The 12,863-nt window shown below is 42.3% G+C and carries 13 protein-coding genes and 1 tRNA gene; 11 read left to right on the top strand and 3 right to left on the bottom strand.

Annotation, left to right across the window (positions count from 1 at the left end):
* Nucleotides 1-3 precede the first annotated feature (3 nt).
* Nucleotides 4-79: transfer RNA gene (locus HLI_RS10415), tRNA-Ala, on the top strand.
* A 365-nt stretch (nt 80-444) separates the two neighbouring features.
* Nucleotides 445-1,347, top strand: a complete 903-nt coding sequence (gene rocF, locus HLI_RS10410) for an arginase (RefSeq protein ID WP_128524923.1) — start codon at nt 445-447, stop codon at nt 1,345-1,347.
* 12 nt (nt 1,348-1,359) lie between these two features.
* Here rocF and HLI_RS10405 read toward each other — a convergent pair whose 3' ends face one another.
* Entirely contained in the window at nt 1,360-1,554 is a 195-nt protein-coding gene (locus tag HLI_RS10405; protein WP_128524922.1) for an aspartyl-phosphate phosphatase Spo0E family protein, read from the bottom strand.
* 157 nt (nt 1,555-1,711) lie between these two features.
* On the opposite strand from HLI_RS10405, the gene sigW reads away from it, so the two are divergent.
* From sigW to HLI_RS22000, 7 genes are all read left to right on the top strand, one after another.
* Nucleotides 1,712-2,275, top strand: a complete 564-nt coding sequence (gene sigW, locus HLI_RS10400; RefSeq protein WP_128524921.1) for an RNA polymerase sigma factor SigW — start codon at nt 1,712-1,714, stop codon at nt 2,273-2,275.
* Between the two features lie 15 nt (nt 2,276-2,290).
* Entirely contained in the window at nt 2,291-2,947 is a 657-nt protein-coding gene (locus HLI_RS10395; protein ID WP_128524920.1) for an anti-sigma factor family protein, read from the top strand.
* 254 nt (nt 2,948-3,201) lie between these two features.
* Nucleotides 3,202-4,014, top strand: coding sequence for a diadenylate cyclase CdaA (gene cdaA, locus HLI_RS10390; RefSeq protein ID WP_128524919.1), 813 nt, complete (start codon nt 3,202-3,204; stop codon nt 4,012-4,014).
* The gene (locus tag HLI_RS10385) at nt 4,007-5,011 is read left to right on the top strand and encodes a CdaR family protein (protein WP_128524918.1); all 1,005 of its coding nucleotides are present in this window, start codon (nt 4,007-4,009) and stop codon (nt 5,009-5,011) included. Before cdaA ends, HLI_RS10385 begins: the two co-directional genes overlap by 8 nt.
* Before the next feature lie 59 nt (nt 5,012-5,070).
* On the top strand, nt 5,071-6,420 hold the full coding sequence (gene glmM, locus HLI_RS10380) for a phosphoglucosamine mutase (RefSeq protein ID WP_128524917.1): 1,350 nt from the start codon (nt 5,071-5,073) through the stop codon (nt 6,418-6,420).
* A gap of 495 nt (nt 6,421-6,915) precedes the next feature.
* Entirely contained in the window at nt 6,916-8,718 is a 1,803-nt protein-coding gene (gene glmS / locus HLI_RS10375; RefSeq protein ID WP_128524916.1) for a glutamine--fructose-6-phosphate transaminase (isomerizing), read from the top strand.
* A gap of 388 nt (nt 8,719-9,106) precedes the next feature.
* The gene (locus HLI_RS22000) at nt 9,107-9,307 is read left to right on the top strand and encodes a hypothetical protein (protein WP_241655829.1); all 201 of its coding nucleotides are present in this window, start codon (nt 9,107-9,109) and stop codon (nt 9,305-9,307) included.
* A 256-nt stretch (nt 9,308-9,563) separates the two neighbouring features.
* Here HLI_RS22000 and HLI_RS10365 read toward each other — a convergent pair whose 3' ends face one another.
* Together HLI_RS10365 and HLI_RS10360 are read right to left on the bottom strand one after the other, a co-directional pair.
* Nucleotides 9,564-10,715, bottom strand: coding sequence for an FtsW/RodA/SpoVE family cell cycle protein (locus HLI_RS10365; protein ID WP_128524915.1), 1,152 nt, complete (start codon nt 10,713-10,715; stop codon nt 9,564-9,566).
* A 174-nt stretch (nt 10,716-10,889) separates the two neighbouring features.
* The gene (locus HLI_RS10360; protein ID WP_128524914.1) at nt 10,890-11,177 is read right to left on the bottom strand and encodes a phospholipase; all 288 of its coding nucleotides are present in this window, start codon (nt 11,175-11,177) and stop codon (nt 10,890-10,892) included.
* A 359-nt stretch (nt 11,178-11,536) separates the two neighbouring features.
* Here HLI_RS10360 and HLI_RS10355 point away from each other — a divergent pair, with 359 nt between their 5' ends.
* Complete coding sequence (locus HLI_RS10355) at nt 11,537-12,016, top strand: DUF2243 domain-containing protein (RefSeq protein ID WP_128526863.1); 480 nt, start codon at nt 11,537-11,539, stop codon at nt 12,014-12,016.
* Nucleotides 12,017-12,120: 104 nt separating this feature from the next.
* Nucleotides 12,121-12,828: a cytochrome c oxidase assembly protein gene (locus tag HLI_RS10350; RefSeq protein ID WP_347232243.1), complete on the top strand. Its 708-nt coding sequence runs from the start codon at nt 12,121-12,123 to the stop codon at nt 12,826-12,828.
* Nucleotides 12,829-12,863 lie beyond the last annotated feature (35 nt).

The raw sequence follows: 12,863 nt of genomic DNA, 5'->3' as shown, positions 1-12,863 counted from the left end.
GACGGGGCCTTAGCTCAGCTGGGAGAGCGCCTGCTTTGCACGCAGGAGGTCAGCGGTTCGATCCCGCTAGGCTCCACCAATACATATTATTAATGACACTATGACTACCTGGTAATTCAATACAGATAAAAACCCTGACATGAACTCATGTCAGGGTTTTTGGTTTAGGCAAAGGCAGGGAGTATTGCTATTTTTGAAAATGCCTTGGGGATTAGGAGGAAATGAGGTTCAGCTCTCATATTATAAGCATTCCTTTTGTTGTAACTGACTTTTTAATATGTAAACTAAATAATATTTTCCGCTGTTTTTGAAAAAGCTTGTAAACATGCATGAACAGCCCCGTTTTCATCCTGTATATCGTATATATATACACAATGATGTCCAGTTGAGTCATCTCCATAAAAACGGATACAATTATAGTAGTGAAAAAAAGGAGGAACTTTAATGAATAAACAACTTTCAGTTATTGGTGTCCCGATGGATCTTGGTCAAATGCGCAGAGGTGTAGATATGGGACCGAGTGCCATTCGCTATGCTGGTATGGTTGAACGTCTAGAACAATTACAATATGATATTGAAGATCTAGGGGACATTGAGATTCCTCGTCCAGAACAGAAAATGGAAGTAAAACAGGATAATTTAAGGAACTTGAATGAAATTGTTGAGGGCAGCCGCCGTTTAGCAGAGAAGGTGGATGAAGTCGTTGAAAGCAAACGCTTTCCCCTGGTCCTTGGCGGTGATCACAGCATTGCTATGGGAACACTTGCTGGAATAGCGAAACATTATGAAAACCTCGGTGTCATCTGGTATGATGCTCATGGAGATTTAAATACCGGAGATAGTTCCCCATCTGGGAACATCCATGGAATGCCATTAGCTGTCAGTTTAGGGATTGGCCATGAAAAACTGACTGGTATTTTTGGAGGCGGACCGAAAATCAAACCTGAAAATATTGTTATTGTCGGAGCGCGTTCTTTAGATGAAGGAGAGAGAGTTCTCATAGAAGAAAAAGGTATCAAGGTTTATACCATGCATGAAGTGGATCGCATGGGAATGACTCAGGTAATGGAAGAAACCATGGATTACTTGAAAGATCGTACCGATGGAGTCCATTTAAGCCTTGATTTGGATGGATTGGATCCAAGCGATGCTCCGGGTGTAGGGACACCTGTTATGGGCGGACTGAGCTATCGTGAAAGCCACTTGGCTATGGAAATGCTGCATCAGTCTAAAATGATTACTTCTGCCGAATTTGTGGAAGTGAACCCGATCTTAGATGAAAAAAATAAAACCGCTAGTGTAGCGGTGGGCTTGATGGGTTCATTATTTGGAGAAAGTTTGAAATAAGCATCTATATGGTTAACAGTAACTTGCCTTTTTTAAGGTAGGTTGCTGTTTTTCTTGTTTTAGATCGTCGTATTCATTCAACAGATGGTCAAGCTTCACACTAATACGGACGACTTCAGGTGAACTCAGCTTATGGAGACGGGCTAAACGCGTCATTTCCAATCGGCAAGCTTCGATTTCTTTCGTCAAAGATGTCACTCGCTTCATATTAATTCGTCCTCCTATGAAATTTTTTACATTTACAGCTTTATAACCGATACTAAAAAAAGTTAAACTTATATTAGATAAAAAATATTTTTTTGAAACTTTTGGGCGAGTTCATCCGTAAAGGATATCGACCGCAAGTATAGCGGAGGTATAGCAGATGGAAACGATGATTAAGCAAAAAATAAAAGAGGTAAAAAAGGGAGACCAATCTGCATTTGAAGATATAGTTTCTTTTTATCAAAATAAGGTATATCATATTTGCCTTCGCATGATTGGTAACTCCTATGAAGCAGAGGATCTTGCACAAGAAGCTTTTATTCGTGCGTATACAAACCTCTATACTTTTGATGAACGACGGAAGTTCTCAACGTGGTTATATAGAATTGCGACGAACTTATCGATCGATCGTATCAGGAAGAAAAAACCGGATTATCATCTGGATGCAGAGGTGCGTGGAACGGATGGGTTGGATATGTATTCTCAATTAGCTGCTGAGCAGGCTTTACCTGAAGAAGAAGTCGAAAGCCTTGAGTTGCAGACATACATCCATAAAGAGATCTTAGCACTGCCACCTAAGTATCGGAGTGTCATTGTTCTTCGTTACTTGGATGAGCTGGCTCTTCAGGAAATTGCAGAAATACTGGATATTCCTGTAGGAACGGTGAAGACGAGGGTGCATCGTGGCAGAGAAGCATTACGTAAGAGGCTTCGACATGTGTGAAGGAGTTGAGAGGGAATGAATTGCAATAAAGAAGCTGTTACACTCATGCATAAGTATTTGGATGGTGAATTATATAAAGAAGAAGAGAGACGACTGAGAGACCATTTACAAACTTGCATATCCTGCCAGAATCATTTTCACGAATTGAAAAGGACGACGACGCTTATAACCAATACGACTCCTGTGACAGCTCCGCCTAGATTTACGGCGAATGTCATGGGTAAGTTGCCGAAAGAGAAGAAAAGAAGGAACTATATACGGAAACTGCAGAGGCATCCGGTGCTGACTGCGGCAGCTATATTTTTCATCTTAATGTTCAGTGGCATCTTCTCAGCTTGGAATCAGGATCAGCAAATGACAGTGTCGAAACAGGAAAACTTAGAAATACGAGATCACACTGTCATTGTTCCTGAGGGTGTCACTGTCACGGGGGACTTAGTCGTTCGGAATGGTGATTTGAAGATTGAAGGGAAAATCGATGGAGATGTTACGATTATCAATGGAGATATCATTGATGAAACCCCCGAAGGAGAATTTAATGACGAACTGGACCGTAATAACCTCCGTGCTTATTCCGGTGAATTGACAGAAGTCAATCAAATCTATGAATGGATTTGGTATCATACGAAGAATACGGTAACAGATATTTTCTCTTTTGAATCAGAAGAGTGAAGATTTCAGCAGGATGACCCAGGTCGTCCTGCTTTTTTTGGTGTCCCGGCAATTGGAATTGCTGACTGAAGTTCGCTCGTGCGAAGGGGGGAACAGCTTAAGTTTCTGCTTTTTCAAAACATTTGGGAGTCGGGGGCGGTTTCGGCTTTTTTCAGGGTTAATCTTCTCATATGTTAGGAAATAGTTATGTGATATAATGGAATAGGTGAATTTTTTATCCAAAGCTTTATTCTTATTTAAAAGGAAGTGTAGGCATGCTTGATGGGGGATTGGATGTTTTAGATTACTTTTTAATTACTGTGGATATCGCCCTTGTCTGGTTTGTTGTATATAAATTAATCATGCTAATTCAGGGGACGAAGGCTGTTCAACTCTTGAAAGGGATCTTCGTCATTTTAGGAATATGGTTATTGAGTAATTTATTTGGACTGACCACATTAAGGTGGCTGATGTCACAAGCAATTACGTGGGGTTTCCTTGCAATCATCATCTTGTTCCAGCCTGAACTCCGCAGAGCTTTAGAACAACTTGGACGCGGCAGTTTCTTCAGTAGGAACAATTCAGAAGAAGAGGATACAGAAAAGTCTTTGCAAGCGATCATTAAATCCTGTAATTATATGGCAAAACGTAGGATTGGTGCTTTAATTACAATTGAACGGGATACTGGCATGGGTGACTATGTAGAAACAGGTATCCGTGTGGGAGGACATTTGTCGAGTGAACTACTCACAAATATATTTATTCCGAACACACCTCTCCACGATGGGGCGGTTATACTTAAAAAAGATGAAATCGTAGCGGCCGCTTGTTATTTACCTCTTTCCGAAAGTCCTTTCATTTCCAAGGAACTCGGGACTAGGCACAGGGCTGCTATGGGCATCAGTGAGGTCACTGATGCGTTGACGATTGTTGTCTCAGAGGAGACAGGGGCTATTTCCTGTACAAAAAACGGCGAACTCCACCGCGATCTTGATCAAGTTAAATTAGAAGAGATGCTTCGTACAGAATTGGACTATGCCTCCCCTGCGGTGAAGAGCTGGAACTGGAGGGGGAAAAAGAATGGATAATTGGCTGAAAAGCGTGTGGTTCATACGGATCATCTCCCTTATTTTAGCTGGGTTGCTTTGGGTGACGGTGAACGTGGATAATAACATGGATTCTGATTCTTTGTTCTTTAATGAAACCTCCTCGGATATGGAAGTGATGGAGAACATTCCATTGGAAATTCGCTTTGATAGCGAAGAATATGTTGTAAGCGGCATACCACAGGAGGTTTCTGTGACAGTAGAGGGTCCTGCTGGAGCTGTAGCCCCTGCAGCGCGACAAAAAAACTTTAACGTATTTGCAGACTTGAATGGGCTGGGCCCGGGTACGCATGAGGTTTCTCTACAACACTCAGGGATTTCCAATCAATTAGCGGTCACACTTGAACCAAAGATGATTGAAGTGACGATCGAAGAAAAAGTTACCGAAAATTTTGAAGTGAATATAGATTATATCAACGAAAGCAGCCTTAAGGATAACTTGGAATTAGGGGAGTCGGAAGTACGTCCAGCAGAGGTTTCCATTACCGGAGCATCTTCTGTCATCGAACGGGTCGCTTCGGTTAAAGCGATTATCGATGTAGGTTCTGCTACTGAGACCATAGAACAACAGGAAGCTCCTGTGAAAGTCTATGACAATCAAGGGAATGAATTGAATGTTCTTGTTGACCCTACTGCTGTAAATGTTACGGTACCAGTAATAGAACGAACGAAGGAACTCTCATTGAATGTCGCCCCTCAAGGCGGAGCACCAGAAGGAGTGCTTGTAGAGTCAGTGACTACCGAGACGGAAGGGGTAACTGTTTCCGGGCCGCGAGATGTTCTTGATGATATTGAAGAATTGCCTGAAGTCCCGGTAGACATCACTGAGGTGACGGAAGATCAAACAGTTAACGTAGATATCCCCTTACCAGAAGGAGTGACTTCTGTCAGTCCGGAAACAATAGAAGTACAAATCGATGTAGATGAACCTGATGATGAAGGATCTAGTAATCAGGAAACTGAGACAGAACAACCATAAATGAACCGAATAACTTTAAAGTAAAAAATGGACAGAATTGAAAGAGAGGTCATTTGAATATGGGTAAATATTTCGGAACAGATGGAGTTCGCGGTGTCGCCAATAAAGAACTGACTCCTGAGTTAGCATTTAAATTAGGCCGATATGGCGGGTATGTCGTTACAAAAGGAGTAGAGAGACCAAAAATTCTCATTGGTCGCGATACACGAATTTCAGGAGAAATGCTGGAAGGGGCTTTAGCAGCAGGGTTGCTTTCCATTGGTGCAGAAGTGATGCGTCTTGGAGTCATTTCAACTCCGGGCGTCGCCTTTTTGACAAAAGCACTTCAAGCAGAAGCCGGGATTATGATTTCTGCTTCTCACAACCCGGTAGAAGATAACGGAATAAAATTCTTCGGGCCGGATGGGTTTAAGCTTTCGGATGCGCAAGAAGAGGAAATTGAAGCATTGATTGATGCCGAACAAGATGACCTCCCTCGTCCATCCGGTTCAGACCTTGGACAAATCAATGACTACTTCGAAGGTGGTCAGAAGTACTTACAACACTTGAAACAAACCGTCGACTACGACTTTGACGGGTTGCACATAGCTCTTGACTGCGCTCATGGGGCTACATCATCCTTAGCTTCCCACTTGTTTGCTGATCTGGAAGCGGATATTTCTTCTATTGGTTCATCTCCAGACGGGTTGAACATTAATGATGGAGTAGGTTCTACGCACCCAGAAGCACTTCAAGAACTTGTAAAAGAGAAAAAAGCAGATATCGGGCTTGCGTTTGATGGTGATGGTGACCGTTTAATTGCGGTCGATGAAAAAGGAAGCATCGTTGATGGGGACAGAATCATGTACATCTGTGCTAAGCATATGAATGACAACAGAACGTTGAATCACTCTACTGTCGTATCAACAGTCATGAGTAACCTCGGGTTTTACAAAGCTGTAGAAGCGAATGGTATGAAGAGTGATAAAACTGCTGTCGGTGATCGGTATGTAATGGAAGAAATGCGCCGTGGCGGTTTCAACCTTGGTGGTGAGCAATCCGGTCATATCATTTTCCTTGATCATAATACAACGGGAGATGGGATGTTATCAGCACTCCAGCTTGTAAATGTCATTAAAGAAACAGGCAAACCTTTGTCTGTGCTGGCTGCTGAAATGGAGAAATACCCGCAAGTACTGAAAAATGTCCGTGTCATCGATAAAAACAGAGTGCAAACGCACCCCCGAATCCAAGAAGCTATCCAGGCTGTAGAAGAGGAAATGGGCGATAGTGGAAGAGTATTGGTTAGACCATCAGGGACAGAGCCTCTTGTAAGAATCATGGTAGAGGCTCCTACGGAAGGTCAATGCGAAACGTATGTCAATAAAGTCGTACAAGTAGTTGAAGAAGAGCTTGGCATGGAAGAATAAGATAGGAACAGCGCAGGTCGCACAGTGTTGTGATCTGCGCATATCTTATTACAGGGTCCTTACATTTCCATGACGGTGTTAATTTTTATTGACCGCTTCCACAGGACTCAGGTAAAATGGAAAATGTCCTTGTTTTTTGGGGGAGAGGATGTTTAATTCTATTATCATCCGGTAAACAAGAGAAAAGGACTTTATTTTAAGAGATTTAGGAGGATCGATGTTGTTAATTTAAAAAAAGCGCCAGGACTGTGTGAATCGGACGAAATACTGCACAGTTGACGAGGTGGAGGTTCATCGAGTTTTCGGCGGATGCCTCCCGGTTGTTACACTTCAACCGCACGTTCAAATGTAAACCAGAGAGGTGACTCTTTGAACAACACATTCGAACAAAGTGATTAAAATCATAGAATCAACGGGAGAGGGGCAACGAATAGCCCCTGCAGAATTTGGCTTATTCGTTGCCCTGCCTTTCAGAGATTAAGGAGGACAACAGTAATGTGTGGAATTGTAGGATATATAGGACAAGATGATACGAAAGAGATTTTATTGAATGGATTAGGAAAGCTCGAATACAGGGGTTACGACTCTGCGGGTATTGCCACGCTTAATAAAGATGGGGTTCAAGTGACGAAAGTCAAAGGCCGTATTGCATCTTTAAGAGAAGCTGTAGATGAAAATGTAAAAGCGACACTGGGAATCGGGCACACGCGTTGGGCAACTCACGGAGTTCCGAGTGAAGAAAATGCCCACCCTCATCAAAGTACGACAGGCCGTTTTACGATCGTCCACAACGGTGTAATCGAGAACTACGTGGATGTACGTGACGAATATTTGAGCGGGGTCGAATTCAAGAGTGAAACAGATACAGAAATCATCGTCCAATTGATCGAAGTGTTGAACAATGAGTTGAATGATGTTGCAGCGGCTTTCCGTAAAGCAGTTGAACTTCTGACAGGCTCTTATGCGATCGCATTGATTGACCGTGAAAATGAAGATACGATTTATGTGGCGAAGAATAAGAGTCCATTGCTGATCGGCCTTGGAGACGACTTCAACGTTGTAGCAAGTGACTCAATGGCTGCTCTTCATGTAACGGATCAATTTTTGGAGTTGATGGATAAAGAAACGGTAATCGTTAAACGCGATGGTGTTGAAATCCAAAAGCTTGATGGGACTACGGTTTCCCGTGATCCATTCACAGCCGAATTGGATACGACCGACATCGAAAAGGGTACGTACCCACACTTCATGCTGAAGGAAATCGACGAGCAGCCTTTTGTTATTCGTAAAATCATTCAAAAGTATCAAAATGAGAACGATGAGATTAAACTGGATCCAGAGATTCGTCAGGCAATGAAAGACTGTGACCGTATATATATAATTGCGGCGGGCACAAGTTACCATGCTGGACTACTAGGTAAACAGTTCATTGAAAAATTGGCGAACATCCCAGTTGAAGTACATGTAGCCAGTGAATTCTCATACAACATGCCGCTTCTTTCTGACAAACCACTGTTTGTATATATCTCTCAAAGTGGCGAAACAGCAGACAGCAGGTCAGTACTTGTTCAAACAAAAGAACTTGGTCATCCAGCGCTTACGATTACAAACGTACCTGGATCCACCCTTTCCCGGGAATCTGATTACACGATGCACCTGCATGCAGGCCCTGAGATTGCAGTAGCTTCAACGAAAGCTTATACAGCTCAAATGGCTGTTCTTGCAATTTTAGCTGTCGATACGGCACGTGCAAAAGGTATCGAACTTGACTTCGATCCAATGCAGGAGCTTGGTATCGTAGCAACCACTATGGAAGCAATGACCGATCAAAAGGAACAGTTGGAAGAATTGGCTCGTAATTACCTTTCTACCACACGTAATTGCTTCTTTATCGGCCGCGGCATTGACTATTATGTAGGGTTGGAAGGATCTCTTAAGCTGAAAGAGATTTCTTATATCCAGGCGGAAGGTTTTGCTGGTGGAGAACTGAAGCATGGTACCATTGCTTTGATTGAAGAAGGTACACCAGTTGTTGCTTTAGCTACTCAAGAAAATGTGAACTATTCCATTCGTGGAAACGTCCAAGAGGTAGAAGCGCGTGGGGCGAATAGCATGATTATCAGCATGAAAGGCTTAGACAAGGAAGGCGACGCTTTTGTCATTCCACAAGTCCATGACTTGATGGCTCCCCTTGTTTCTGTCATTCCATTGCAGTTGATTTCGTATTATGCTGCTCTCCACCGTGATTGTGATGTCGATAAGCCTCGTAATTTAGCTAAGAGTGTAACAGTAGAGTAAATATAATAAAGCTGACTGTAGAAAGACAACAAAGTCGGGAACTTAAAATCATAAGAAAAGCTGACATCCAAAAGAGGGTGTCAGCTTTTTTGTTCAGATTTCGGATTCATCCCAGGTTTTTGAATATTATGGTAAAACGACTGAAATTTGAATAATAATTAATTTTGCTACTAACAGAGCAGATTTTTTGAAAATTTGGGAGGGGTATTATATGACCGGAAGACTTTCAGTAGTATTGATATCTTAATTACTACTACTTGGTGCTTGTAGCACGCAGACTTTTAATTTTTCTGGCGAGACGGAAAATTGGTCAGCTGACTTAAAAGTTAATCAAACCAGTGATGATTATGAAACCCAAGACCTTGTATTGAAATATAAAGGAGATGATGTGAACGATGTTGGACCGATTGCCTACAAAGTGGATAGTGTTGGAAGTTTTAGCAGGGGTGGCGTCACATTAAAGGAAAACGGTACGATTATAGATAGCGATACAGCTAATCCTACGAATTCCAAGGTTTCCGAACACACTGAGGTTGAAGTGACAGTTGAATGGAATGGTAATACTGAAACATTCAAACTAAGCAAGTAATAAGTGAATACTCTTAACTAACGGCTGACAGTTCAATACATCAATAAGGAAATAGAGCGCTTGGGTGTAATATCCAAGCGTTCGTTTTTTTATGCTTTCCGAGGTGCACAAGCATTTGTTCCTACCAGCATAGTTTTTCATCATCGGAAAGAGATTGAATTTTTTATAAGGATACAAAAAGGAACGCCACAATAGGGCGTTCCTTAAATTCAGCTTAAGAGACATCTAGTTCAGAATTTCATGTTGAGATGTCTATCTATTCGCCAAACATATAAGTCCTGTGGTGATAGGAAATGGAAAAGGCAATACCTAATGCCATCAAGTTCCCTAATAAGGCACTTCCACCGTAACTGATGAAAGGGAGCGGGATCCCTGTGATCGGTAGCAGTTGGACACTCATACCGATGTTTTGGAAAACGTGGAAGGCGATCATAGCGATGATTCCGACCATAACGTAAGAACTGTAGTGACTATTTGCCTTAAAAGCGATCGTAGTGAACCTGTAAATCAAGAAAAAGAACAGGAAGATGACGATACAGGAACCAAGGAAGCCGTATTCTTCAGCTATGATACTGAAAATGAAGTCTGTCTGTGCTTCAGGTAAGTAGACTTCCCGCTCGCCGAACCCTTTTCCATATAGTTGACCAGAGCCGATAGCCCTCATGGCTTTGACTAAATGATACCCTGAAGAGTCTTCATATTTCGTCGGCTGGAACCAGGAATAAATACGTCCAAGCTGATACTCTTTGACTCCTAAGTATTTATCAAGTAATTGCGGCGCTTTGATTGCGAGCCATATCAGGCCTGTCCCCGCGGCTGATATGACGGTGAATATTGGTAAAATGATCTTCCATTGAACCCCTGATACGAGAACAAATCCTGCTAAAATGGCTATAAATACAAGGCCTGTCCCTAAATCCGGCTGCTGCATGATCAGCAGCAATGGCAAAGCCGTGGCCGCGCCTAATTTCAGGAGGAGCATGAGGTCGGCCTTGAAAGTCGATGCATGCTTTGCATTATGATTGACGGCAATTCGACCGAGCACCAATATCGTGAATAATTTCATCAGTTCTGCCGGTTGGAGGGAACCTAGTCCAGGAAGGACGAACCAACTTTTCTGCCCTTTGATGACAGGGGCGATGGATGGTGGTGCAAAGATAAGGACAACCAATAAGAGGATACCGAATGCATAAAGGTACCAGCTGATCTTTTTGAAGTCTTCGGGATCTACGAAAAGCATGAAGCCGATGACGACGCCCCCGAGGCCATACCAAAGAAGTTGTTTAAGTACGAAATTATCATTATATTGAGTGCTCTGCTGGGCACTGAAAAGGGCAACTGCACTGACGGCTATGAAGCAACAAATAATAAAGAAGAGTTGCCAGTCAAACCTTTCTTCGAATTTCATATTGAGTTATACATCCTCTCGTGTTGACAAAGCAAGGGAAAATAAAGCGTGCTGTTGACTATTATAAGCACATATTTCCTTTTTGAAAAGTGAAGGTACCCTTATTATAATTGATAATTTTATGAATGCGTACAAAAGCATAAAAAAAGAAGGCACATTTTGCTGGACCTTCTTTTAAAAAGCACAAGTGAAAAAACGCTGCATCTTCATATACTTATACATGGTTCGTGCATGTCTGCCTTCTATTGTATAGGGATTCTGCAGCATTTCCAACTGCTTGATGAATGCTGTGTCACAAGCGCAATAATCCCCATAATAACGGTAGCATTCATCGTGTTCTTTACATGCGGCATCCACCGCATTCACTGGAGCGCCCGGACCGCTGCATCCAGGTCCACAGTAATTATAACCAGGGAAAATACAAAAGCCTGGCTTTCGATAAGGCTCCCATCTCCTATCCATGACCTTCCCCTCCAATTGTGAAGTATAATCATTATCATTATATGAGGAAGCCCCCATCAAGTGTGGTTATCTATCTTGGTTTGAAGTGTAATGCTTTTAAACACTCAATTAGGTACGGTTCCATAATTTTGTCGGAGCAAATGCGGTTTGCGAAACCATACGTTTTCCTTAGCCCCTTTAGAAACAGAAAAGTCCTGGATTCAGGTCTGATCAAATACTGGCATGAAATTGAATCATCCAGCCACAGGGAAGGGGAGGATAACCAGTAAATGGTATCCCTCGTTTATATTGGGAGACGGGAGGGAAGGATGAAAATAGATAAAACAGGACGGAAAGGGGTGCAAGTGACGATGAATCAAATGTACTCAAACAAGTGGAATAAATTAAATGGTTCTGCTGTGTTAAAGAAAAACTTGTGGTCGAGTATTTTGTTTGGAATCGGGCTGGCTGCTTTTATTGATGAAACCGTATTTCATCAATTGCTGCGTTGGCACCATTTTTATGATCAGTCTACAACTGATGTCGGACTGATTTCTGATGGACTTTTCCATGCCTTCAGTTGGTTTGCGACTATTGGTGGCTTGTTTTTGCTTGCCGATTTACGGAGGCGGTCCGCTTTGTGGATGAAGAAATGGTGGGGCGGTTTACTGCTGGGCGCTGGTGGGTTCCAATTTTATGATGGTATCATCCAGCATAAGCTCATGAGACTCCATCAAATCCGCTATGTCGAAAATGTAATCGTATATGACCTTGTGTGGAATGGTCTTGCGGTTATCATGATCATTATAGGAATGATACTCGTTTTTCCTGTTAAGAGGAAAGTAGCGAAAGAGTCTTGATTACCAATGGTTTACTATCACATATCCATGTAATGAACCCAGAATCGAAGGCAAGTTTGATTTCTCAGCTTCTCTTGAGTTTCCCTTTTTTAGTGGGGCTTATAGTGTATTTGATTATGGTGTTTCTTTCAGTGCGTCGTTCGCAGAAATGGCCGTTACACAAAAGCCTTTGTTGGATTGCCGGCATGCTTTTGGCTATAGTTTCAGTTGCTGGTCCTTTGGCTGATCTAGCTCATAAAGATTTTGAAATGCATATGGTCACTCATCTGCTGCTGGGAATGCTTGCACCTTTGCTATTGACTTTAGCCGCACCGATGACTCTTTTATTACGGACGTTAAGTGTTTCGAAAGCAAGGTATGTCACAAGTGTGTTGAGAAGCCGATATTCCCAATTTTTCACCCATCCGGTGGCTGCTTCAATTATGAATGTAGGCGGTCTTTGGGTGCTGTATACAACAGACCTTTATGCTCTGATGCATGAGAACATATGGGCTCACATTTTCGTACATGTCCACGTTTTCTTGGCAGGGTATTTATTTACAATTTCCATGATTTATATAGACCCTATACCGCATAGGAAGTCTTACATGTATAGATCGATTGTGCTTATTTTGGCATTGGCTGCCCACGGCATCCTGTCAAAATTCATCTATGCCCATCCGCCTGCAGGAGTGGCTCTAAATGAGGCAGAGAAGGGTTCTGTCCTTATGTATTATGGTGGGGATATGATTGATGCCATCATCATATTCATTTTATGTTGGCACTGGTATAAATCCAGGCGTCCAAGAGAGAGTGAGTTGGTAAGTACTTAGTCCTTTAAGAGTAAAAGGAATAAATTGGGTTAAAA

The sequence above is a fragment of the Halobacillus litoralis genome (assembly GCF_004101865.1).
Lineage (GTDB): Bacteria > Bacillota > Bacilli > Bacillales > Halobacillaceae > Halobacillus > Halobacillus litoralis_A.
Note: the sequence above shows the minus strand (reverse complement) of the source record. Positions and strands in the feature narration are given on the sequence as shown.